The sequence below is a fragment of the Streptomyces sp. SDr-06 genome (genome assembly GCF_003324565.1).
Lineage (GTDB): Bacteria > Actinomycetota > Actinomycetes > Streptomycetales > Streptomycetaceae > Streptomyces.
Genome location: NZ_QOLA01000001.1, coordinates 694549 through 717635 on the forward strand (window position 1 = coordinate 694549; position 23087 = coordinate 717635).

Here is a 23087-nt window from a genome sequence, read left to right on the forward strand (position 1 = left end):
TCACGCGGCGGCTCCGGCCGGAGCGGAAGCGGCGGTGATCCCCTTGGTGGAGGCGATCACGTTCTTCAGCTTCTTGGAGAGCGCCTCATAGAACATGCTGAGCGGAAACTCGTCCGGAAGCACGTCGTCGACGAGCTTGCGGGGCGGCTGCGCGAGATCCAGGGCGTCGGGGCCCTTGGCCCAGCGCGATCCGGGGTGCGGCGCGAGGTAGGTGGAGACCAGCTCGTACGCGGCGAACCAGTGGACCAGCTTCGGGCGGTCGATGCCGTCGCGGTAGAGCTTCTCGATCTCGGCGCACAGCTGGTTGGTGACCTGCGGGGCGCGGTCCCAGTCGATGTGCAGCTTGTTGTCGGTCCAGCGCACCACGTCGTGCTTGTGCAGGTAGGCGAAGAGAAGCTGGCCGCCGAGCCCGTCGTAGTTGCGCACGCGGTCGCCGGAGACCGGGAAGCGGAACATCCGGTCGAACAGCACCGCGTACTGGACGTCGCGGCCGTGCCGGTTGCCCTCGGCGTCCAGCTTCACGGCCTCCTTGAACGCGGTGAGGTCGCAGCGCAGCTCTTCCAGGCCGTACATCCAGAACGGCTGGCGCTGCTTGATCATGAAGGGGTCGAAGGGCAGGTCGCCGTGGCTGTGGGTGCGGTCGTGGACCATGTCCCAGAGCACGAAGGCCTGCTCACAGCGCTCCTGGTCGGCCACCATCTCCCGGATGTCCTCGGGCAGTCCGAGCCCGAGGATGCGCACGGACGCCTCGGTCACGGCACGGAAGCGGGCCGCCTCGCGGTCGCAGAAGATGCCGCCCCAGGTGAAGCGCTCGGGCGCCTCGCGCACGGCGATGGTCTCCGGGAAGAGCACCGCGGAGTGGGTGTCGTACCCGGCGGTGAAGTCCTCGAAGGTGATGCCGCAGAACAGCGGGTTGTCGTAGCGGGTGGCCTCCAGCTCGGCGAGCCACTCGGGCCAGACCATACGCAGCACGACCGCTTCGAGGTTGCGGTCCGGGTTGCCGTTCTGCGTGTACATGGGGAAGAGGACCAGGCGCTGCAGTCCGTCGGCGCGGTCCGCGGCGGGGTGGAACTTCAGGAGCGAGTCCAGGAAGTCCGGCACGTCGAAGGCGCTGTCGGCCCACTTGCGCAGGTCGGCGATCAGGGCGTCGTGGTAGGCCGCGTCGTGCGGCAGCAGGGGCGAGAGCTGCTCGACGGCGGCGATCACCTGGTCGAGGGTGGCCTCGACGACCGCGCGGGGCGGGGCGCCCTCCGCGTCGAAGTCGATCGAGCCGTCCTTGGACTGCCAGGGCCGGATCTCCTCGACGGCATTCTTGAGCGCGGTCCACGCGGGGTGGTCGACCACCCGCCGGTCGGATACTGCGCCCCCCACGGCCGGGTCCTGCACAAGAATTTCCGTCATGTCACTTCCTCCACAGGAGAACCTCGCGTCAAGACACCGTATCCATGTTCGGTTGTTCCGCTCAAGAGGGATCTCAGTAAATTATCCTGCCGCGCGCACGTCACGCCGCTCTTCTTCCTGTGTTCACGCAATGGCACGGATATGGCTTCGGCCCGACGGGGCAGCGGGCAACCCCGGAGGGCGGCTGCCCGCCCGCGGGCCGGGCATGCGTACGGGACCGGGGGCCGCGCCCCGCGCCGGGTTGGCTTCAGGGACCGGTGCCGACGCGCGCCCCGGCGACGGTGGGATCCGCCAACCGCCCGCCCCGGATCACGGAGCATCCGACGTCCCCCCAAGGGCTTGTTTCCGGGCGCCGCGCTCACTTCAATGCGCCGTATGAGCAGCCGTGAGTCGACCGACGGGCCCGGCCCCCCGGCGCAGTTGCCGCCGACGGCGTGGGCAGTGCTCGGGCTGCTCTCGTTCCCCGGCGAGCGGACCGGCTACGAGCTCAAGAAGTGGGCCGACGCCTCGCTGCGGTTCTTCTACTGGGCGCCGGCGGTCAGCCAGATCTACGCCGAGCTGCGCCGCCTGGAGGGGCTCGGATACGTCACGTCCCGCCCCTCGGGGCCCGAGGAGCCGCGCCCCACCCGGCGGTACGCGATCAGCGAGGCCGGCCGCAGCGCGCTCGCCGGGTGGGCGGACTCCCCCGGGGCCGCGGGCCCGGCCGTCCTCAAGCACCCGCTGGTGCTGCGGGTCTGGCTCGGGCACCTGGCGGCGCCGCAGCGGCTGCGCGCTCTGGTCGGGGACCATCTGGTGCGCACCGAGGCCGAGTTGACGCGGGTACGGGCCGCGCTCGCGCGTGCCGAGGACGCCGAGGGCACCGACGGGTGGGCGTATCCCCGGATCGCGCTGCGCTGGAGCGAACGGCGGGAGCTGGCCGAGCTGGAGCTGGCGCGGGCGATGCTCGCCGATCTGGACGTGCTGGCGGCCCCCCGGGGTGGGGATCCGGACAATGACGACGGCTGGCCCGGCCCGGGGTGACGCCCGCGGGGCCCCGCGTCAAGGGCGACAGGAATCGCCCACGGGCGGGTGACACGGGTTGGCCCGCGCGAGGTGCGCACAGGTAGGACGGAGTCCTCCCGCCCCTCGCCCGCACCCCGGAGCCGCCCCCGTGAGTACCCGCGCAGTGCTTGTCGCAGCCCTCATCACCGGCTTCATCCTCGGGATCGCGTCAACCCGGGCGGACGACTCCGATGCCCCGCGCGAGCCGGGGTCCGTTGCGGTGGCGGGCCGTTAGGCTGCGGCTGCCGCGTGCGCACGGGACTGCGTCACGCGCGCATACCGCCGTCGACGGAAGCGAGGCCTGTCTTGACGTTCCTCACCATCGGTCACCGCGGGGTCATGGGTGTCGAGCCGGAGAACACCCTGCGGTCCTTCGTCCACGCGGAACGCGCGGGCATGGACGCCATCGAACTCGATCTGCACCTCAGCAAGGACGGCGCCCTCGTCGTCATGCACGACGCCGAGGTCGACCGCACCACGGACGGGGAGGGCCCCATCGGCGAGATGACCCTCGCCGAGCTGCGGGAGCTGGACGCGGGTCAGGGCGAGCGCATCCCCGTCTTCGAGGAGGTCCTCGACGCGGTGAAGACCCCGATCCAGGCAGAGATCAAGGATGTCGCCGCGGCCCGTTCGCTCGCCGAGGTGATCCTGCGGCGCGATCTCGTGAACCGGGTGGAGGTCTTGTCCTTCCACGACGAGGCGCTCGCCGAGATCGCCTCCCTCGTGCCCGGTGTGCGCACCGGGCTGGTCGACGACAGCTGGGGGCCCGATCTCCTCGACCGGGCCCGCGCCGTCGGCGCGAAGACCCTGGTCCTGAGCATCCACCGGCTCACCCTGGAGACGGTCGAGCGGGCCCACGCGGCGGGGTTCAAGGTGATCGGCTGGACCGTGAACACCCAGGACCACCTGCGTCTGGTGCGCGCCCTCCAGCTGGACGGCGCGACCACCGACTATCCCGAGATCCGCCGCACCGGCCGCTTCACCGCCTAGCGCCGCCTCACCCCAACTCCTTGACCAGCAGCTCGAATTGGAGATCGTCGCGCTGCGGCAGGCCGAAGCGCTCGTCGCCGTACGGGAAGGGCGTCATTTCTCCCGTACGGCGGTAGCCGCGCCGCTCGTAGAAGGCGATCAGCTCGTCGCGCACCGAGATCACCGTCATGTGCATCTCGCGCACGCCCCAGTCGGCCCGGGCGGTGCGCTCGGCCTCCGCGATGATCTGCTTGCCGAGGCCCGCGCCCTGCAGCGCCGGAGAGACCGCGAACATCCCGAAGTAGGCCGCGTCCCCGCGGTGTTCGAGCTGGCAGCAGGCGACCAGCACCCCGTCGCGCTCCACCGTGAGCAGCCTGCTGCCCGGCGTGGTGATGACCGCGCGCACCCCCTCGGGGTCGGTGCGCTGCCCCTGGAGGATGTCGGCCTCGGTGGTCCAGCCGGTGCGGCTGGAGTCCCCGCGGTAGGCCGACTCGATGAGCGGCACCAGCGCCTCGATGTCGGCTTCGGTGGCGTCCCGGTAGCTCAGCTCTCCGGCGGCCCGGCTGGCGGTGTCCATCGCGGTCTCCCTGCTGACTCGATTGCGCTGCGGCGGCCTCCCGAGCGTAACCCGGCCACTCCCGGCCACTAAGGTCCCGGTCATGGTGCACGTACTGAGCAGCCGGACCCTGTTGCGCCCCACCGACCCCGAGCGTTCGCGCGCCTTCTACGGCGGACAACTCGGTCTCCCCGTCTACCGCGAGTTCGGTACGGGGCCCGAGCGCGGCACGGTGTACTTCCTGGGCGGCGGCTTCCTGGAGGTGTCCGGCCGCGCCGAGCACCCTCCGGCGCCGGGACTCCAGCTGTGGCTCCAGGTGGCGGATGTGGCCGGGGCGCACGAGGAGCTCGTGGGGCGCGGGGTGGCGATCGCGCGGCCTCCGGTGCGCGAGCCGTGGGGACTCGTCGAGATGTGGATCGAGGATCCGGACGGGGTGCGCATCGCGGTGGTGGAGGTCCCGGCCGACCACCCGCTGCGCTTCCGCCCCTGACGCCGTCCCTCCGGGATCCCCGGTTCCGTAGCTCCCATTAGGCGTCTCGCGCGACGCCTCCCGACCGGTGGAGATCTCCCGCGCGCTCCCCTCGTGTGTCCCTGCGCCCGCGTATGCGGCCCCGTGGGCGGGCATCGACCTGTCGGCAGGGCGATCCATCGAGCGTCATCGAGCGGGGAGGTACGCCGTGCACGGTCCGGTGCTGCCCGGCTGGCTGCTGGTCGCGCTGTGCGCGGCGACCGGCGCGTCCTGTCTGCTGCGGATGCGCGGTGGTCCCGCGGAGGCCCGCGGCGCGGCGGCCGGCGAGGCGGTGATGGGGTTCGGGATGGCCGCGATGGCCGTGCCGGCCGCGTTCCTCGCACCCTCGCCGTGGACGGCGGCCGTGTACGCGGTGGTCTTCGGCGGCGCCGCGCTGCGGGCGCTGTGGCTGGCGCGGGGCGGTGCGCACCACCTGCACCACGCGGTGGGCTCGCTGGCCATGGTCTACATGGCGCTCTCGATGCCGGGCGGCGCCGCGGGCACCCACGCGGGGCACGAGGGGCACGCGGCGGGCGGGCTGCCGCCGCTGACCGGGGCGCTGCTCGTGTACTTCGCGGTCTACGTCCTGTCGGCGGGGGCGCGGCTGCTGCCCTCGGGCACGGCGGGCGGCCCCACCCTCGCCGTCTCCTGGGGCGCGCGGCCCGAGCTGGCCCTGGCGTGCCGGCTCTCGATGGGGATCGCCATGCTGGCGATGCTGGTGACCGTCTGAGCCGCCGCCCTCGCAGGCCGGCGTCGTGGCGTACGTCACTTGGCGGCCGCCGCCATACCTATCGGAGCAGCCCCGCTCATAGGCTGAGGCCATGACGGTCTCCCTCGCGTTGCTGGTGCTCGGCCTGGTGTCCGCCGTCGCCGCCCCGCGACTGCTGGCCCGCGCCGACTGGGTCGAGCGCGAGCCGGTGGTGGCGCTGTGGGTCTGGCAGTGCGCGGTGGCGGCGGTCCTGCTCTGCTTCGGGCTCGCGATGGTCATCAGTGCCGCGTCCGCCTGGCAGACCGTGCGCGGCCAGGTGTTCGCGCCCGCGCCCCGCGCCGTCGTCGAGGCCTACGCGCTCGGCCCGTACGGCCCCTGGTCGGCGGCGCTCGCGGTGGTCCTCTTCCTCGGTGGCGCCTGGACCGGGGCGATGCTCACGCGGGAGATCAGGGACAGCTGGGCGCGCCGTCGCCGGCGCCGCGCGGAGCTGCGGCTGCGCTCGCCCCTGCTGCCCGGCGAGGAGCCCTCGGGCGAGCGGCTGGTGGTCCTGGAGGCGGCCCGGCCCGACGCCTGGTGGCTGCCCGGCCAGACCCCCCAACTGGTCATCACCACGGCGGCACTTCAGCGCCTGAAGGGCCGTCAGCTCGATGCGGTACTGGCCCATGAGCTCGGGCACGCGCGGGCCCGGCACGACTGGCTGCTGCACTGCTCGGGCGCGCTCGCCCGGGGGTTCCCGCAGGTGCCGGTGTTCGCCGCGTTCCGCGACGAGATGCACCGTCTGGTGGAGCTGGCCGCCGACGATGTGGCGTCCCGCCGCTTCGGACGCCTCACGATCGCGCTCGCGCTGGTCGAACTCAACGAGCACCGGGGAGTGTTCGGGCCCTGTCCCACGCCCGAGGGCCAGCTCCCCCAGCGGGTGCACCGGCTCCTGTCGGCGGCTCCGAGGCTGTCCGCGAGTCACCGGCTGCGGCTGACCGCGTACGCCGCCCTGGTGCCCGCCGTGCCGCTCGTCGTGGCCTTGGTGCCAGGGCTGCACGCCCTGGGCCGGCCGTAGCCGGCCCTCTCCTCCTGGATCTTCCGCATGCTGCTCGCCCCCTCCGAGACCCGCCCGGCCGTGCCGCTGCGCACCGGCCTCGTCTGCGCCCTGCTCGCCGGCGTCCTGCTGGTCGCGGTGGTCGCCCAGTGGGATCCGCTGATGGCATGGGACCGCCTGACGGCCGACGGTCTGCACCGGCGGGCGGTCGCCGATCCGGGCCTCACCCACCTCAACCGGATCCTGAGCGACTGGGTGTGGGACCCGTGGACGATGCGCGCCCTGCTCGCGGTGGTCGTCGCGGTCCTGCTGCGCCGGGGCGAGCGGCTCCTCGCGCTGTGGGTCGCGGCGACGAGCGGCCTCGGCACGGCCGTGCAGCAGGGGCTCAAGGCGGCCGTCGGCCGGGACCGGCCGCGCTGGCCGGACCCGGTGGACTCGGCGGGGTACGCGGCCTTCCCGTCGGGCCACGCGCTGAGCGTGACGGTCGCCTTCGGGCTGCTCGTCTGGCTGCTCGCGCTGCACGGGGCCGGGCGCCGGGCGCGTGCGGCCGTCCTCGCGGCCGGGGTGCTGTCCGCGCTCGGCGTCGGGTTCACCCGGCTGTTCCTGGGCGTGCACTGGTTCTCGGACGTGCTGGGCGGCTGGCTGATCGGGGTGGCGGTCGTCGCGCTGAGCGCGGCCGCCCACGCCCGCTGGGCCTTGAAGCACCGGGGATGAGCACGCGAGGATCGCGGGCATGACGATCAAGGGCGTTCTCTTCGACTTCTCCGGCACCCTCTTCCGCGTCGAGCCGGTCCAGGACTGGCTCTCCGCCGTGCTCGACGCGTCCGGCACCACCCTGCCGCCCGCCGAACTGGCGCGGTGCGCACAGGAGTTGGAGGAGGCCGGTGCACTGCCCGGCGGCGCCAACCCGCTGCGGATACCCGCACACCTGGCGGAGCTGTGGCCCGTGCGGGACCGGAGCGCCGCGCTCCACCGCACGACGTACACCGCTCTCGCGCGCGAGGTGGAACTGCCCGACCCGGCCCTGTACGACCGGCTCTACGACCGCCACATGACCCCGGCCGCCTGGCGTCCGTACCCCGACACCGGGCGGGTCCTCGCCGGGCTGCGGGAGCGGGGCGTCAAGGTCGGCGTGGTCAGCAACATCGGCTGGGACCTGCGGCCGGTGTTCCGCGCGCACGGTCTGGACGACCACGTGGACGCGTATCTGCTGTCCTTCGAGCACGGCGTGCAGAAGCCGGACGCGCGGCTGTTCAAGGCGGCCTGCGAGGCGCTCGCGCTCGACCCGGGCGAGGTGTTGATGGTGGGGGACGACCGGCGGGCCGACGGCGGCGCCGCGGCGCTCGGCTGCGCGGTGCACTTCGTCGACCATCTGCCGGTGGAGGAGCGGCCGGACGCTCTGCTGCCGGTGCTCGCGCGGGCCGCGGAAGGCAGCTGAGCAGCCACCGGGCGCGCCGGGAGAAGGGCTTGGAAGGGGGCCACCCGTCCGGGGTGATCCCCCGCGTCACCCCGAACGAGCAGCCCATGCGCAGGTCAGGCCCCGGCTAGGGGGTACCGCCCTGCGACAGCCTGAGTATATTGGCTCTCAGCCAGTCAACGCAGGAGTTACAGCATGTCCCCGCGCAGCGCAGCGGTCAATGAAGAACTGCGCAGACGTTCTCGCGAGCGGCTGCTGCAAGCCACTGTGGAGCTGGTGGCCGAACGTGGCTATGAGTCGACGACGCTCGGCGACATCGCGGACCGGGCCGGTTCGGCCCGCGGCCTGGTGTCGTACTACTTCCCGGGCAAGCGCCAGCTGCTCCAGTCCGCGGTGCACCGCCTCATGCATCTGACCCTGGAGGCGGGCCTGGAGCGCGAGCCGCGCACCGACGACGGGAGGGAGCGGCTGGCCCGGGCGATCGACGCGATCCTCGGGCTCACGCATGCCCAGCCGGTCCTCATGCGGGCCCACATGGCCGGGATCCTCCAGGCCCAGGGCTTCGTGCAGTGCCCCGAGCAGCAGCGCCTGGCCGCGCTGCTGCGGGACACCGTCGAGCGGTACGGGGCGCAGGACGTGGACACCGAGTACCCGCTGCTGCGCGCCAATCTGATGGGTGCCGTCTTCGCCGCGCTCATCCCGGGCGCCCCGATGGACGCGGCCACCTTGCGGGCCGAGCTGTTCCAGCGGTACGGACTGGAATGGGAGCTGGGCTCGCCGCCCGGCCGGACCCCCTGATCGGCGGCGGACGTCTACCCGCCGTGTGCCGGGCGGTGCCATCCTGAAGACCCCTGCGGTCTTCTGTGGTTCTCTCGTCCAAGGAGCACCCGCCATGCTGCGCATCGCCGTCGTCGGATCCGGGCCGAGCGGGGTCTACACCGCCCAGAGCCTGGTGGAGCAGAGCGCGCCCCAGGACATCCACGTGGACGTGCTCGACCGGCTGCCGTGCCCGTACGGTCTGGTCCGTTACGGGGTGGCGCCGGACCACGAGAAGATCAAGTCGCTGCAGAACAACCTCCGCACGGTCCTGGAGGACGGCCGCATCCGCTTCCTGGGGCATGTCGAGGTGGGCCCGGGCGGCGTACCGCCAGAGCTGCTGCGGCGGCTCTACCACGCGGTGGTGTACTGCGTGGGCGCCAAGTCCGACCGGCGCCTGGGCATCCCCGGCGAGGACCTGCCGGGCAGCTTCTCGGCCACAGAGTTCGTGTCCTGGTACAGCGCGCACCCCGACAGCGACCCCGACTCCTTCGTCCTGGGCGCCCGTTCGGCCGTGGTGATCGGCGCGGGCAACGTGGCGGTGGACGTGGCGCGCATGCTGGCCCGCGGCGCGGACGAGCTGCGGCCGACCGACGTGCCGCAGTCCGCGCTCGGCGCGCTCGCCGTCAGCCGGGTGCGCGAGGTGCACATGGCGGCACGCCGGGGCCCCTCGCAGGCCCGGTTCACCACCAAGGAGCTGCGGGAGCTGGGCGCGCTGCCGGGCGCCGACGTCGCGGTGGACATCGACGAGCTGGCCCTGGATCCGGACTTCGTGGACCCCGCGGCGCTGCCCGGCCCGGTGCGGCGCAACGTGGAGGTGCTGCGGGGCTGGATCGGGCGGCCGCCGCGGCCGGGCACCCGGCGGCTGAGCCTGCGCTTCTACCTGCGACCCGTGGAGCTGGTGGAGCGCGACGGCAGGGTGGGCGCGGTGCGCTTCGAGCGGACGGTGCCGGACGGCTCGGGCGGCGTGCTCCCCACCGGGAGGTACGAGGACATCGAGGCGCAGCTGGTGCTGCGGGCGGTCGGCTACCGCGGGGTGGCGCCGCAGGGCCTGCCGTTCGACCCGGCGACTGGGACGGTGCCGCACGCGGCGGGCCGGGTGCTGCGGGAGGGGGCGCCGTCGCCGGGCGAGTACGTGGCGGGCTGGATCAAGCGCGGCCCGACGGGCGTGATCGGCACCAACCGCCCCTGCGCCAAGGAGACGGTGACCTCGCTGCTCCAGGACGCCCCGCTCCTGGCCGGGCGCCCTGCGGCGGCCGAACCCCTGGACGCGCTGCGGGAGTTGGGGCTGCGGCCGGTGACCTGGCAGGGCTGGCTGGAGATCGAGCGCGCCGAGGCCGAGCTGGGCCGCTCGCTGGGGCGCCGTTCGGTGAAGATCCCCGACTGGGACGGGCTGCTGGCGGCTGCGCTGGGCGCGGGCTGAGGCCGCGCGCTCAGCCGTCGGCGCCCAGGCGCCCGGCCTGCCGGGCCGCCGCGTCCAGGACGCTGTCGAGCAGGCCGGGGAAGAGCGCGTCGAGGTCGGCGCGGCGCAGGCCGTTCATCTTGGCGGTGCCCCGGTAGACCTGCTGGATCACACCGCTCTCGCGCAGCACCCGGAAGTGGTGGGTGGTCGTCGACTTGGTGACCGGCAGCACGAAGTACGAGCAGGAGAGCTCCCCGTCGTGTGCGGCCAGCGCCCGCACCACGCGCATCCGCATCGGGTCGGACAGCGCGTGCAGGATGCCCTCCAGGCGGATCTCGTCGCGCGCGGGGTGGGCGAGTTCACGGGTGTTCGTCGCGGTGGTCACGGGATCGATTGTACGAGACTCGTCGTAGTTTGACATCTGCCGTACTACGATGAGTATCGTACGAAGCGATCCCGGCGCCGCACCGGCGCCCCGGGCCGTCCGACTGGAGTCTGCCGTGTCTGCTGCGAGTGCCCTCTTCGAGCCCTACACCCTGCGGTCCGTGACCACCCCGAACCGGGTCTGGATGGCGCCGATGTGCCAGTACTCCGCCGAGGCCTTCGGGCCCCACGCGGGCGTCGCCCACGACTGGCACTTCGCCCACTACGCGGCGCGCGCCACCGGCGGCACCGGCCTGATCCTGGTGGAGGCCACCGCCGTCAGCCCCGAGGGGCGGATCTCACCGGGAGACCTGGGCATCTGGAACGACACCCAGGTCGAGGCGCTGCGCCGGATCACCGCGTTCCTGGAGGGCCAGGGCACCGTGCCCGGGATCCAGATCGCGCACGCCGGACGCAAGGCCTCCACGGACCGCCCCTGGCGGGGCGGGGCGCCGTTGAAGCCCGGGACCGAGGAGGGCTGGCAGCCGGTCGCGCCGAGCCCGGTCGCCTGGGACGAGCACCACACCGTACCGAGCGAGCTGACGATCGATCAGATACAGGAGATCGTCGGCCAGTTCGCGGACGCGGCCCGCCGGGCGCTGGCGGCCGGGTTCAAGGTCGTCGAGATCCACGGTGCGCACGGCTATCTGATCGGCCAGTTCCTCTCCCCGCACTCCAACAAGCGCACCGACCGCTACGGCGGCTCGTTCGAGAACCGCACCCGCTTCGCCCTCGAAGTCACCGACGCCGTACGGGCGGTGTGGCCCGAGGACCTGCCGCTCTTCTTCCGCGTCTCGGCCACCGACTGGCTGGAGGAGGGCGGCTGGAGCGCGGACGAGACGGTGCGCCTGGCCGCGCTGCTCAAGGAGCACGGCGTGGACCTCCTGGACGTGTCGACGGGCGGCAACGCCGCGGGCGTACGCATCCCGACCGGCCCGGGCTACCAGGTGCCGTTCGCCGAGCGGGTGCACAACGAGAGCCCGCTCGCGGTCGCGGCCGTCGGCCTGATCACGGAGCCGGGGCAGGCCGAGAAGATCCTCGCGAACGGCGAGGCGGACGCGGTCCTGCTGGGCCGCGAGCTGCTGCGCAACCCCTCGTGGGCCCGCCAGGCCGCCCGCGAACTGGGCGGCGAGGTGCGCGTGCCGGACCAGTACCACCGCTCGGTCTGAGCCGGGCGACCCACGGCTCAGCCGACCTCGAAGGGCCCGCTCACCCCGGTGAACGGGCCCTTGGCGCTGTCCCCGTGGTACCCCACCCGGTAGGCCCCGGGCGGGGTGTCCGCCGGGATGTTCCAGGTGACGGTGGCGATCGAGGTCGCGGCGCCGGCGCGGGTCCAGCGGAACACGGTGGACCAGTCGCCGTCGTCCGCGACGCGCGTCCACGATCCGTCGGGGCCGCGGCGCTCCACGGACAGGTAACTGCCGCCCCTGCGCAGGTCGTTGGAGGGGTGTGCGGCCACGAAGGAGGCCGTGGCGCGCCGGCCGATCAGCGAGAAGTCCAGCAGGTCGCCGAACCGGCGGCCCGGATGCGGCGCGTCCGGGCCGGACCGGCGGCGCGCCGGGCGCGCCGGCCGTGCGGGTTCCGGCGTGCCCGGGTCGACGGGGGTGCCGTCGCGCAGCGCGGTCGCGAGGCCCGCCACGCTCTGGCACAGCGCGGGCAGCTCCCAGCGCCCGAACAGCGTGCTGCCCCCCTCGTACTCCTGGGCGTCGTACTCCTCGGGCGTCGTCACATAGTGGACGTAGCCGTTGCTGTATCCGGCGACGAGGACATCACGCGGGTCGGCGCCGACGATCGCGGCGACCGTGCGCCGCAGCCGCAGTCCGGCCACGACGGTGACCTCGCCGGGAATGCCGATGAGGAACAGCGGACCGATGCGCAGGAGTTGGAGGGCCGCGTACTCCTGGACCATCGGCACGATCCGGTTGAGCGGACCGGCGGGGAGGGCGAGCGCCTTGGGGTACTGGGCGTCGCGCAAGGCGGGCGCGAGGGGGTAGACCAGCCGCCGCGAGACCGCGTCCCACAGGGGGTTGGCCCCGGGCCTGAAGCCCCTGAAGCCCGGGCCGTCGACGCGGGCCCCGGCGAAGGCGGCCGCTCCGGCCATGGGCGGCGAGGTGCGGTGGACGCGGCCGTCGCCGGTGAACTCCGGGCGCACCTCGACGGCGGACAGGTGCACGCGGGTGGCGCGGAAGTCGAGCCCGCCGGAGATCACCCTGCCCCCGGTGAGCGCGGCCGCGGCCTCGTACTGGCGGGTGCCGATGATCCGGGTGTTGGCGAACTGGTCGTCGGTCGGACCGCGGCCGGGTGCCAGTCGGAGGTTGGGCGACATGTCGCCCGCGTTCGTCTGCGCGAAGGCGGTCACCAACTCCGGCGCGGCGCCGGAGAGATGGTCCACTCCCCCGACCGCGCGCTCCCAGTGCAGGGCGGCGTAGCCCTTGTTGTCCGCGCTGATCAGCCGGTTGCGGTTGGTCATGCTGGTGTTGTGGGTGGCGAACCAGTTGACGGCGCCGACGAGCCGGCCGTCGCGCTCGATGGCGAGCAGCGTGGTCTGGGGGTCGACGCCGTCCGGAAAGTGGGCGCGCTCGTCCGCCGGGTTGCGCTCGAAGGCCCGGCGCGACCGATTGACGCTGGCGCCGGTCAACTCCCCGTGCGCGAGCCGAAGATGCCCGGGTGCCAGATCGGCGACGGCCGCGCGGGCGGCCTCGGTGATGCCGTCGGTGATCGCATCGAACGTACGCTCCCGGAAGCCGCCGGTGTTGCTGTTGTAGAGCCGGTGGTGGAAGTAGCCGCCAGGTCCGCAGTGGGTGTGGGTGGCGGTCAGCATCACATTGGACGCGCCGTAGCCCTCGGGCAGCCGCCGCAGCACCTCCCGCACGACGGCGTCCGACATCAGCGGCAGCTCGCACACCACAAGGAGGAGCCGGACGCCGTGCTCCTCGAAGGCGAAGGCGCGGGCCCGCTGGCGGGTGTGGATTCCCGCGCTCTGCTGGTCCGCCCTGCCGTAGCCGAGCAGTCCGCACTCGGCGGCCTCCCCGGTGATGTCGGCGATGCCGCGCCCGGCTCGAAATCCCATGCGGGGCAGGCTAGTTGACGTGGTCCGGGTCGGAGTCGGCGATCTGCTCGTAGAGCGGCTGGGCCTGGAACCAGCCCGCGAAGTGGCCGCCGAGCTGGCCCCGGGTGTGCAGGGCGGTCTCGCGGTCGATGTGGCGCGGGGTCCCGGCGGCCATGGCCAGGAGCTGGGCCTGGCAGGAGCGCTCCATGGTGATGAACCACCACACCGCCTCGGCGACCGAGTGGCCCACGGTCAGCAGCCCGTGGTTCTGGAGGATCACCGCCTTGTACGCGCCGAGCGCCGCGGCGATCCGCTTGCCCTCCTCGGCGTCGCTGACCACGCCCCGGTAGTCGCTGTAGAGACCGTGGTCCTCGAAGAAGGCGCAGGCGTCCTGGGTGAGGGGGTCGAGGCGGATGCCGAGGGAGGAGAACGCCTTGCCGTGCAGCGAGTGCGCGTGGGCGGCGGCCACCGCGTCGGGGCGCGCCTGGTGGACCGCGGCGTGGATGACGAACGCGGCGCGGTTCACCGGGCGGTCGCCGTGCAGGAGGTTTCCCTCGTGGTCGACGAGGATCAGGTCGGACGCCCTGATCCGGCCGAAGCTCATGCCGAAGGGGTTCACCCAGAAGCGGTCGGGGTGCTCCGGGTCGCGGACGGTGATGTGCCCGGCCACCCCCTCGGAGAAGCCGAAGCGGCCGAACAGCCGGAATCCGGCGGCCAGTTGCTCCATGCGGTGGCGGCGCTCCTCGGCCACGTCCTCGAAGACCGGCGGCAGGGGAACGGTGGCCCCCTCGGGCATGGGGCCCGCCGCGCCCGCGATCACCTCGGCGGGGGCCGGAGCCGCGCCTTCGTCACTCATCTGGGTGCCTCCTGGGGGGAGTTGGCCGGGCTATGGAGAGGGGTTGCCGGACGGCTCGGATCGGATACATTCGCGTATCCGATACGCGTTCGGATGCTTTCCGAGCGCGCACGCGCTGTCAAGGGTCCGGGAGGGACACGTGCCCAGGGGAATGACGAAGCGGCGGCCGCAGACGCTGGCCCGGCTGCTCGACGCCGCGCTCGACGTGTTCGCGGAGTCGGGGTTCGGGGCGGCCAGGATCGAGGACGTCTGCCGGCGCGCGGGCTACACCCGGGGCGCCTTCTACTCCAACTTCGCCTCCAAGGAGGAGCTGTTCTTCGCGCTCTTCGACGCGCACGCGGCACGCGAACTGGAGCGGATCACCAGGCTGGCCGACGCGACCGACGACGGCGACCTCTCGGTGGCCCGCATCGCCGCACTGCTCGCCCACATCGAGCCGGACGAGCGCACCTGGTATCTGGTGACGACCGAGTTCACCCTGTACGCGATCCGCAACCGCGAGGCGGCCGCCCGGCTGGCCGAGCACGACGCACGGCTGCGCGAGGAGGCCACGGCGCTGCTCGGAGCGCTGCTGGCGCGGGCCGGGCTCCGGCCGCGCGGGGACCTGGCCGAACTCGTACGCGTCGTGGTCGCTCTGCGTGAGGGAGCGCTCGGGCAGAGTTATGTGGAGCCGGATGCCCTGGCACCGGGCGCCCTGGCCGAACGGTTCCTGCCGTACCTGGTGGAAGCGCTGACCGAACCCGCCTGAGCTGCCGCTTTCCTGGTCTTGGAGGCCGTTGTCAGTGGCCGGGTGCACACTGGCCACTATCCGGAACAACGGCGTTTTGGAGGGACCGGCATGTCTGAAGTACTGCTCACCGTGGGTACGCGCAAAGGGCTCTTTCTGGGCCGCAGGCGCGGCGCGATCTGGGACTTCGACGGTCCCCACTTCAACGCCCAGGCGGTGTACTCCGTCGCCATCGACACCCGGCGGGAGCCCACGCCGCGGCTCCTGGTCGGCGGGGACAGCACCCACTGGGGACCGTCCGTGTTCCACTCCGACGACCTGGGCCGCAGCTGGACCGAGCCGAAGCAACCGGCCGTGAAGTTCCCCGAGTTCACCGGCGCCTCCCTGGAGCGGGTCTGGCAGCTGCGCCCGGCCGGACCCGAGGCGCCGGGGGTGGTGTACGCGGGCACGGAGCCGGCCGCGCTGTTCCGCTCCGAGGACGGCGGCGAGAGCTTCGCGCTCGTTCGGCCGCTGTGGGAGCACCCGACCCGCTCGCGCTGGGTCCCCGGCGGCGGGGGCGAGGGCCTGCACACCGTCGTCACGGACCCGCGGGACGCCCGGGCGCTGACGGTCGCCGTGTCCACGGCGGGCGTCTTCCGCACCACGGACGGCGGGCAGAGCTGGGCGCCCGCGAACAGGGGCGTCTCGGCGGTCTTCCTGCCGGACCCGAACCCGGAGTTCGGCCAGTGCGTCCACAAGGTCGCCCAGGACCCGGGCGACCCGGACCGGCTGTACCTCCAGAACCACTGGGGGGTCTACCGCAGCGACGACGCCGGCGGGCAGTGGACGGACATCGGCGCGGGCCTGCCCTCCACCTTCGGTTTCGCCGCCGCCACCCATCCGCGCCGCTCCGGCACCGCCTACGTCTTCCCCATCACGGCCGACTCCGACCGGGTCCCGGCCGACAACAAGTGCCGGGTCTTCCGCACCGAGGACGCGGGCAAGAACTGGGAGCCCCTCTCGGCGGGCCTGCCGCAGGACGCCCATTACGGCACGGTGCTGCGCGACGCGCTGTGCACGGACGACGCCGATCCGGCGGGGGTCTACTTCGGCAACCGCAACGGCGAGGTGTACGCGAGCGCCGACGACGGCGACAGCTGGACACTGCTCGCCTCGCACCTTCCGGACGTGCTGTGCGTACGGGCCGCGGCGATCGGTTGACGGGCGGGGGAATGCGGCGGGTGCTGCGCCAGTAGAGTGACGGCCGTGGCAGCACGACCGTTGAAAGAGATCGTCGAGCCCGGCTGGGCGGACGCACTGGAACCCGTGGCCGGGAAGATCGCCGCGATGGGCGACTTCCTCCGGGAGGAGATCGCGGCAGGACGCACCTACCTGCCGTCAGGACCGAACGTACTGCGGGCATTTCAGCAGCCGTTCCACGACGTCCGGGTGCTGATCGTCGGCCAGGACCCGTATCCGACGCCGGGGCACGCCGTGGGCCTGTCGTTCTCCGTCGCGCCCGAAGTGCGGCCGCTGCCCGGCAGCTTGGAGAACATCTTCCGCGAGCTGCACTCCGACCTCGGCGTGGGGAGGCCGTCCAACGGCGACCTCACGCCGTGGACACGGCAGGGGGTGCTGCTGCTCAACAGGGCGCTGACGACCGCGCCCCGCAAGCCCGCCGCCCACCGGGGCAAGGGCTGGGAGGAGGTCACCGAACAGGCCATCCGGGCACTGGTCGCGCGCGGCACCCCGCTGGTCTCGGTGCTGTGGGGCAGGGACGCCCGCAACCTGCGCCCGCTGCTCGGCGACCTCCCGGCGATCGAGTCCGCGCACCCCTCCCCCATGTCGGCGGACCGCGGCTTCTTCGGCTCACGGCCCTTCAGCCGTACGAACGAACTTCTCCAGCGGCAGGGCGCCCAGCCCGTCGACTGGCGCCTGCCGTGACGGACGGAGGCGCGCCCTGGGTGCTCGGGGTCGACTCGGGCGGATCCGGCGTGCGCTTCGCCCTGCGCCGGTCGGAGCCGGGCTCCCCGGTCGAGACGGTGGCCTCGAAGGAGCCGGTGCGGACCGGCCCCGGCGGGATCGACGCCGGGCACCTGCTTGATCAACTGCTCCCAGCGGCCGATGAGTTGAGGGCGCGCACCGGGGCGGAGCGCATCACGGCGGTGGCGGTCGGCGCGGCCGGGATGGCCACGCTCGGCGACGCGTTGCGGGCCGAACTGCCCGGCGCGCTGGCCCGTTCGCTCGGCGTGCACACCCTCGCCCTGGCCGCCGACGCGGTCACCGCCTACGCGGGCTCGCTCGGCCAGCGGGCCGGGGCGGTGGTCGCCGCGGGGACCGGGATGATCGCGCTCGGCACCGACCTCGACGGCTGGCGGCGCTCCGACGGCTGGGGGCATCTGCTCGGCGACTGCGGTGGCGGCGCCTGGATCGGCCGGGCCGGGCTCGAGGCGGCCCTGCGCGCCCACGACGGGCGGCGGGGCGGCTCGGCGGTGCTGCTCGCCCGGCTGAAGGCGGTGTTCGGCGCCCCGGGCGAGCTGCCGGGGCTGCTGTACCCGCGCGGCGACCGGCCCGCGGTGCTGGCCTCGTTCGCGCCCGAGGTCGCGCGGTGCGCCGCCGGCGACCCGGTGGCGGCCGGCATCCTGCGGGACGCGGCCCGGCACATCGTCGAGGCGGCCGCCGCGGTCTGCCCGCCAAACAGCCGGGAAGCGCCCCAAGTGGCGCTCACCGGGGGCCTGTTCAAGCTGGGCGACCCCCTTCTCGTACCGCTGCGGGAGGAGCTGGGCCGCCAACTGCCGTACGTCCGCACGGTCGAAGCGGCCGGGGATCCGCTCGACGGCTCGCTGCTCATCGCGGCGAGCCTCGCGGGCGCGGAGCTGCGACTGCCGCGTGACCCGCGCATGTTGTGGATCGCGACCGAGTGAGTGCCGGGTCAGACCAGGACAGTTGATCTTTATGTCACTCTCCGGGAAAATCGGGACAGATACCGCTCAGCTGTCCCCTCCCCGAACAGTCGCCCGCGCAAAACCAGTAGCATGCGACGCCATGAGCACCCCCACTGGGCCAGCATCCGGCCTGCCCGTACGAATGCCGCGACCCCGCCAGTCCGGCCGGCACCGCCGCCCGGAACCGGTGGTTGCTCCGGAGGGCGCGCCCGCGCTCGTTCTCGCCGTTCCCGGCACTCCCGGCCCCGCTGTGCGCAGCCTGGCCGACGAGGTCATCAGCATCGCCCGCTCCGAGCTGCCCGGCCTGCACGCCCGCATCGGCTACCTGGACAGCACCGAGGCCGACTCCGCCGAGTACCCCACGCTCGACGCCGTTCTCGCCCAGACCGAGGCCGAGCGCGGCGCGCGCGTCGAGCAGGCGCGCGCGGCGGGCCGCGAGGTCGCCGACCCGCAGGGCCCGGCCGCCGTCGTCGTGCCGCTGCTCGCGGGCCCCGACAGCGCCCTGATCCGCCGGATACGGCAGGCGGTCATGGACAGCCGCGCGGCCGCCGAGCTGACCGATGTGCTCGGCCCGCACCCGTTGCTCGCCGAGGGCCTGCACGTGCGGCTCTCCGAGGCCGGTCTGGCCCGCGCCGACCGCGCCCGGCTCTTCACGGTCGCGACCGCCGCCGACGGGATCATCCTGGCGACGGTCGGCGGCGAGGAGGCCGTGCAGGCCGCCGGGATCACCGGCATGCTGCTCGCCGCGCGGCTCGCCGTGCCGGTGATGGCCGCCGCGCTCGACCAGGAGGGCGCGATCGCGGCGATGGCCGCACAGCTGCGCGGCTCGGGTTCGGTGCAGCTCGCCGTGGCCCCGTACCTGATCGGCCCGGAGGTGGCCGACGGGCTGCTCGACGCCGCCGCCAAGGAGGCCGAGTGCGCGGTCGCCGAGGCGCTCGGCGCCTACCCGGCGATCGGCAAGCTGGTCCTGTCGCAGTACGCGGCGGCGCTGGGCATCACCCCGCAGCCGCAGGGATCGCCGGTTCACTGACCGTACGCACCACGTAAAAAGCGGGGCCGCACCGGACGTCCGGTGCGGCCCCGCCGTGGTGCGGGTCGCCGTCAGCGGAAGACGACGCACGAGGCGGCGGGCGCTTCGAGGGAGCCCGCCCGGGCCGGGATGCCGGTGGAGGCGTCGATCGCGAACCAGGTGACGTCGCCGGAGCGCTCGTTGGAGGCGTACAGGCGGCGTCCCGAGGGGTCGAGGGTGAGATCGCGGGGCCAGTGGCCGCCGCAGTCCACGGTGGTGACGAGGCGGGCCCGCTTCCCCGCCTCGTCCAGCGAGAGGACCGCGATCGAGTCGTGCCCGCGGTTGGCCACCCACACGAAGCGTCCGTCGTGGGCGACGACGACCTCCGAGGGATAGGTCTCCTGGCTCACGCCGTCCGCCACGACGCGCGTCTCCCCGAGGGGTTCGAGGACGCCGCCGTCGGCGTCCCAGCGGCACACGGTCAGCGTGGGCGCCAGCTCGTTGAGGACGTACGCGTGCCGGCCCGCCGGGTGGAAGGCGAGGTGGCGGGGTCCGCTGCCGGGCCGCAGCGCGGCCTCGCTGTGCAGGCGCAGGGCGCCGGTTCGCGGATCCAGTTCGCAGACGCGTACGGAGTCGGTGCCGAGGTCGACGCTGAGGAGCCAGCGGCCGCTCGGGTCGGCGAGCACCTGGTGGGCGTGCGGCTCCCGCTGGCGGTCGGGGTGCGGGCCCGATCCGTGGTGCGTGAGGACGGACGCCGCCGGGCCGAGGTCCCCGCCGGGCCGGACCGGCAGCACGGTGACGCTGCCGGAGCCGTAGTTGGCCGTGACGAGGTGCCCGGCGGCCAGCGCAAGGTGGGTGGGGCCCGCACCGTCCACCGCGACGGGCTCGCCGATCGGCCGGGGCACCGGCGCGGTGATGTCGAAGGCGGCTGCCGTTCCGTCGGCGCTCTCCCCCACGGCGTACAGGACGGCTCCGTCCGCGGAGGCCGCCAGATACGACGGGTTGGCGACGGCCGCCGTGGAGCCGAGCGGCGTGAGCGCTCCGGTCTCCTCGTCGACGGCGACCGCGGTCACCCCCCGACCGCCCGCCGTGGTGAACGACCCGATGAACGCCCGAGCGGCCCTGTCCCTGCCCACGCGCAACCCCTCTCCGCCGAAGCCGCCCCGGCGACCCGGAGCCGACCCGCACCGCTGTGCTCCGGGGACCGTAGCAGGGGGTCTGGACCAACTGGGCGGCGTGGCAGGGGTGTCCAGCCGCGATGGGGCCGGTCCGACCGGTCAGGCCGCTGCCAGCGGCGCCCGGGGTGGAGACGTGAGCGGGGCGGCCAGTTCCGCCAGGGCCCGCTCCAGGCCGTGCAGGTGCTTCAGCGCGGCTTCCGCGCCTGGGTGGTGGTGGGGGGCGGGGACCGATGCGAGGACGGGCGCTGCGAGAGGGTCGGGGCCCGGGGTGACCAGGGCGGCCACCGCCGCCTCCACGCGTCGGCAGGCGACGGTGAGGCGGGCGTCGTGGGAGGCGGCCGGGTCGGCGGCCACCGCGGCCAGGCCCCGCACCTCGCGCGCGCAGTCGTCGAGCAGGACCAGGACCTGGCGGGCGCGGGCCCGGCGGGCGCGCAGCGGGCTGAGCGGGTGGACGAGCGGGGCGAGCGAGAGGCGGACCCGGCCGAGCAGCAGTTCCAGTTCGGCGGCGCGCGGCGCGGGGTCGGCGCTCTCGTCACCGGCCAGCCGGTGCGCGGCCGCACTCGTGCACCGGTGTACGCAGTGCAGGGCCCGCTGGATCCACGCGTCGGTGGTGGCGTGCGTGCTGACCGGAAGGACCAGGGCGACGGCGACCACCGCGCCCAGCGCGCCCACCGCCGTCTCCTGGACGCGGAGCACGAGCAGCCCGGGGTGCAGCACACCGAGCAGTCCGTAGAGCAGGCCCGCCATGACGGTGACGAAGAACATCATCCAGCTGTAGCTGGGCGCGGCGGTGTAGAAGATGCCGAAGACGCACACCGCGACCAGCGCCGCGGTCGGGAGCGGGGCTCCGTGCAGCGGGATGGCGATGAGCAGCCCGGCGGCGATGCCGGTCACCGTGCCGAGGACCCGGCGGAAGCCGCGGACCAGGGTCTCGCCGCGCGAGGCGGTGTTGACGAAGATCCACCAGGCGGCGCCGACGGCCCAGTACCAGCGGGCTTCGGAGAGCACCTGGCCCACCCCCAGCGCGATCGCGCAGGCCACGGTCGCCTGGAACGCCTGCCGAGTGGTGGGGCGGGCGAGCCCGCGCCCGGTGAGCGGCGCGGGAACCGCGGGCGGCGCGGTGCGGCGCTCGACGCACCACAGCCCGAACCGGACCCCGGCCGAGGCGGCGAGCGCCAGCGCGACGGCCCCGTAGAGCTGCGGCAGCTGGGCGGGGACGGCGTGCAGGAACTGGGTGGTGAAGAACATCATGAAGGCGAAGATCCCCAGCGCGTGGCCGCGCGGACCCCAGCGCCGGGCGTACACACCGGCGAAGATCACCACGAGCCAGCAGGCGTCGCGCAGCAGCGGCGTGCCGTGCAGCGCGGCCGCGAGGGCGAGCACCGGGAAGCCCACCGCGGGCAGCAGCGCGGTGGTGACGGCCTGGGCGCGGACTTGCGCGTCGCCGACCGTGAAGAGCGCGAGCAGCGAGGCAAGGCCCGCGGTGATCGAGGCGGGCAGCGAGAGGCCGCACAGCTCCGCGGCGGTCACCGACAGGCCGACACCGAGCACGGCTCGCAGCGAGACACGCAGTCGCACAAGCCCCGGGTCCGGAGCCACAAACATCCTCTTCACGGCGGTAGCCGCGCCCCCTCACGTGCACAGTGCTTCAGGCATGACAAAGGCGCCGCGGGCCCGGACCGGCGTCGTCGCCGTCCCGCGCGCTGAGCGGCGCCGTCCTCAGAGGAAAACATCCGGAGTCACACTGGCTCAACCGACCTCCGTATCACTGAGCCATTGGTACAGTCGACGCCTCATCAGTAGGACCAGAGGGGAGCCAACGGGCCATGACGGTGGACACACTCGACACCCGGATCCTGCGGCTGCTCATTGAGCAGCCGCGCACGAGCATCCGCGAGTACGCGCGCATCCTGGGAGTCGCCCGCGGCACCCTCCAGGCCCGGCTCGACCGGATGGAGCGGGACGGCGTGATCACCGGCACCGGTCCGGCCCTCTCCCCCGCGGCCCTCGGCCACCCGGTGCTCGCCTTCGTGCACATCGAGGTGACCCAGGGGCATCTGGACGAGGTCGGCGACGCCCTGGCGGCGGTGCCCGAGATCATCGAGGCGTTCTCGATCACCGGGGGCGGCGACCTGCTGACGCGGGTCGCGGCCCGCGACAACGCCCATCTCGAAGACGTCATCCAGCGGCTCATCCGGCTCCCCGGCGTGGTCCGCACCCGCACCGAGGTCGCCCTGCGCGAGCGGGTGGCGCACCGGCTGCTGCCGCTGGTGGAGTCGGTGGGGCGCACTGCCGCGAAGTGAGCGGTGCGGGATGCCCGCGGTCCTTGGCATGCTGGGACACATGGGCATATCACGTACCACTTCGGTCATCTTCGACCTCGACGGCACCCTCGTGGACAGCGAGCCGAACTACTACCAAGCCGCGCGCCAGGTGCTCGCGCGCCACGGCCTGCCCGGCTACACCTGGGAGCAGCACGCGCGCTTCATCGGCATCGGCACCCGCGAGACCCTGGAGATCCTGGACCGGCAGCACGCGCTGACCGGGTCCGTCGAGGAGATGCTGGCGGCGAAGAACGCGGCCTATCTGGAGCTGGCCCGCGCTTCCACCGAGGTCTTCCCGGAGATGCGCAAGTTCGTGGAGCGGCTGCACGCGGCGGGTGTGGCGATGGCGGTGGCCTCGGGCTCCTCGCGGTCGGCGATCGAGGCCGTGCTCGGCGGCACCGGGCTCGCCCCGTTCATGGAGCTGGTGGTGTCGGCCGAGGAGGTCGAGCACGGCAAGCCCGAGCCCGATGTCTTCCTGGAGGCCGCCCGCAGGCTCGGTGCCGCGCCCGCCGACTGCGTGGTCCTGGAGGACGCGGCGCCCGGTGCGGCGGCCGCCCACGCCGCCGGGATGCGCTGCGTCGCCGTGCCCTATCTGCCGAGGACCGCCGGTGACCCGGCGTTCGCCACGGCGGGTCTGCTCTTCCCCGGCGGCCAGCGGGAGTTCGACGCCGAGCGGGCCTACGACTGGGTGACGGGCGCCTGATCCACGCCCGGCGCGGGGGCGGGCCACCGCCCGCCCCGCATC

Annotated in this window: 24 protein-coding genes; 17 read left to right on the forward strand and 7 right to left on the reverse strand. The window is 73.7% G+C overall.

Annotated features, from left to right (window positions below; genetic code table 11):
* Positions 1-1401: a DUF6421 family protein gene (locus DT019_RS03460; RefSeq protein ID WP_114035066.1), complete on the reverse strand. Its 1401-nt coding sequence runs from the start codon at positions 1399-1401 to the stop codon at positions 1-3.
* A 375-nt stretch (positions 1402-1776) separates the two neighbouring features.
* Between DT019_RS03460 and DT019_RS03465 the strand changes: the two genes are divergently transcribed.
* Together DT019_RS03465 and DT019_RS03470 are read left to right on the forward strand one after the other, a co-directional pair.
* Positions 1777-2421 (forward strand): PadR family transcriptional regulator, encoded by a 645-nt coding sequence (locus tag DT019_RS03465; protein ID WP_189389095.1) that lies wholly within the window; start codon positions 1777-1779, stop codon positions 2419-2421.
* 327 nt (positions 2422-2748) lie between these two features.
* Positions 2749-3432 (forward strand): glycerophosphodiester phosphodiesterase, encoded by a 684-nt coding sequence (locus DT019_RS03470; protein ID WP_114035068.1) that lies wholly within the window; start codon positions 2749-2751, stop codon positions 3430-3432.
* Between the two features lie 7 nt (positions 3433-3439).
* Here DT019_RS03470 and DT019_RS03475 read toward each other — a convergent pair whose 3' ends face one another.
* On the reverse strand, positions 3440-3988 hold the full coding sequence (locus DT019_RS03475) for a GNAT family N-acetyltransferase (RefSeq protein ID WP_114035069.1): 549 nt from the start codon (positions 3986-3988) through the stop codon (positions 3440-3442).
* 82 nt (positions 3989-4070) lie between these two features.
* Between DT019_RS03475 and DT019_RS03480 the strand changes: the two genes are divergently transcribed.
* The 7 genes from DT019_RS03480 to DT019_RS03510 all read left to right on the forward strand — a co-directional run bounded on the left by DT019_RS03480 (position 4071) and on the right by DT019_RS03510 (position 9873).
* A complete protein-coding gene (locus DT019_RS03480; RefSeq protein ID WP_114035070.1) occupies positions 4071-4457 on the forward strand; it encodes a VOC family protein in 387 nt (128 codons plus the stop codon).
* A 187-nt stretch (positions 4458-4644) separates the two neighbouring features.
* Positions 4645-5205, forward strand: coding sequence for a DUF5134 domain-containing protein (locus DT019_RS03485; protein WP_114035071.1), 561 nt, complete (start codon positions 4645-4647; stop codon positions 5203-5205).
* Positions 5206-5296: 91 nt separating this feature from the next.
* Positions 5297-6238, forward strand: a complete 942-nt coding sequence (locus tag DT019_RS03490; protein ID WP_114035072.1) for a M56 family metallopeptidase — start codon at positions 5297-5299, stop codon at positions 6236-6238.
* A gap of 27 nt (positions 6239-6265) precedes the next feature.
* A complete protein-coding gene (locus tag DT019_RS03495; protein ID WP_189389099.1) occupies positions 6266-6931 on the forward strand; it encodes a phosphatase PAP2 family protein in 666 nt (221 codons plus the stop codon).
* Positions 6932-6950: 19 nt separating this feature from the next.
* On the forward strand, positions 6951-7655 hold the full coding sequence (locus DT019_RS03500; RefSeq protein ID WP_114035074.1) for an HAD family hydrolase: 705 nt from the start codon (positions 6951-6953) through the stop codon (positions 7653-7655).
* A 174-nt stretch (positions 7656-7829) separates the two neighbouring features.
* Positions 7830-8432, forward strand: a complete 603-nt coding sequence (locus tag DT019_RS03505) for a TetR/AcrR family transcriptional regulator (RefSeq protein WP_114035075.1) — start codon at positions 7830-7832, stop codon at positions 8430-8432.
* A 94-nt stretch (positions 8433-8526) separates the two neighbouring features.
* A complete protein-coding gene (locus tag DT019_RS03510; RefSeq protein WP_114035076.1) occupies positions 8527-9873 on the forward strand; it encodes an FAD-dependent oxidoreductase in 1347 nt (448 codons plus the stop codon).
* 10 nt (positions 9874-9883) lie between these two features.
* On the opposite strand, the gene DT019_RS03515 is transcribed toward DT019_RS03510, so the two are convergent.
* Positions 9884-10273, reverse strand: coding sequence for an ArsR/SmtB family transcription factor (locus tag DT019_RS03515; RefSeq protein ID WP_189389102.1), 390 nt, complete (start codon positions 10271-10273; stop codon positions 9884-9886).
* 79 nt (positions 10274-10352) lie between these two features.
* Here DT019_RS03515 and DT019_RS03520 point away from each other — a divergent pair, with 79 nt between their 5' ends.
* A complete protein-coding gene (locus DT019_RS03520; protein WP_411292682.1) occupies positions 10353-11444 on the forward strand; it encodes an NADH:flavin oxidoreductase/NADH oxidase in 1092 nt (363 codons plus the stop codon).
* A gap of 17 nt (positions 11445-11461) precedes the next feature.
* On the opposite strand, the gene DT019_RS03525 is transcribed toward DT019_RS03520, so the two are convergent.
* Together DT019_RS03525 and DT019_RS03530 are read right to left on the reverse strand one after the other, a co-directional pair.
* Positions 11462-13345, reverse strand: coding sequence for a neutral/alkaline non-lysosomal ceramidase N-terminal domain-containing protein (locus DT019_RS03525; protein ID WP_114035079.1), 1884 nt, complete (start codon positions 13343-13345; stop codon positions 11462-11464).
* A gap of 10 nt (positions 13346-13355) precedes the next feature.
* Positions 13356-14180: a class II aldolase/adducin family protein gene (locus DT019_RS03530; RefSeq protein ID WP_114035080.1), complete on the reverse strand. Its 825-nt coding sequence runs from the start codon at positions 14178-14180 to the stop codon at positions 13356-13358.
* A gap of 139 nt (positions 14181-14319) precedes the next feature.
* Here DT019_RS03530 and DT019_RS03535 point away from each other — a divergent pair, with 139 nt between their 5' ends.
* From DT019_RS03535 to DT019_RS03555, 5 genes are all read left to right on the forward strand, one after another.
* The gene (locus DT019_RS03535; protein WP_114035081.1) at positions 14320-14928 is read left to right on the forward strand and encodes a TetR/AcrR family transcriptional regulator; all 609 of its coding nucleotides are present in this window, start codon (positions 14320-14322) and stop codon (positions 14926-14928) included.
* Positions 14929-15018: 90 nt separating this feature from the next.
* On the forward strand, positions 15019-16107 hold the full coding sequence (locus DT019_RS03540; RefSeq protein ID WP_114035082.1) for a WD40/YVTN/BNR-like repeat-containing protein: 1089 nt from the start codon (positions 15019-15021) through the stop codon (positions 16105-16107).
* Positions 16108-16152: 45 nt separating this feature from the next.
* Positions 16153-16830, forward strand: coding sequence for a uracil-DNA glycosylase (locus DT019_RS03545; RefSeq protein WP_114035296.1), 678 nt, complete (start codon positions 16153-16155; stop codon positions 16828-16830).
* A complete protein-coding gene (locus DT019_RS03550) occupies positions 16827-17810 on the forward strand; it encodes an N-acetylglucosamine kinase (protein WP_114035083.1) in 984 nt (327 codons plus the stop codon). Before DT019_RS03545 ends, DT019_RS03550 begins: the two co-directional genes overlap by 4 nt.
* Before the next feature lie 121 nt (positions 17811-17931).
* Entirely contained in the window at positions 17932-18861 is a 930-nt protein-coding gene (locus DT019_RS03555; protein ID WP_114035084.1) for a sirohydrochlorin chelatase, read from the forward strand.
* Between the two features lie 71 nt (positions 18862-18932).
* Here DT019_RS03555 and DT019_RS03560 read toward each other — a convergent pair whose 3' ends face one another.
* Both DT019_RS03560 and DT019_RS03565 read right to left on the reverse strand, forming a co-directional pair.
* Positions 18933-19976, reverse strand: a complete 1044-nt coding sequence (locus DT019_RS03560; RefSeq protein ID WP_114035085.1) for a lactonase family protein — start codon at positions 19974-19976, stop codon at positions 18933-18935.
* A gap of 141 nt (positions 19977-20117) precedes the next feature.
* Positions 20118-21623, reverse strand: a complete 1506-nt coding sequence (locus DT019_RS03565) for an FUSC family protein (RefSeq protein WP_114035086.1) — start codon at positions 21621-21623, stop codon at positions 20118-20120.
* A gap of 221 nt (positions 21624-21844) precedes the next feature.
* Between DT019_RS03565 and DT019_RS03570 the strand changes: the two genes are divergently transcribed.
* A complete protein-coding gene (locus DT019_RS03570; RefSeq protein WP_114035087.1) occupies positions 21845-22321 on the forward strand; it encodes an Lrp/AsnC family transcriptional regulator in 477 nt (158 codons plus the stop codon).
* Between the two features lie 40 nt (positions 22322-22361).
* On the forward strand, positions 22362-23045 hold the full coding sequence (locus DT019_RS03575; protein ID WP_114035297.1) for an HAD family hydrolase: 684 nt from the start codon (positions 22362-22364) through the stop codon (positions 23043-23045).
* The last annotated feature ends 42 nt before the right edge of the window (positions 23046-23087 follow it).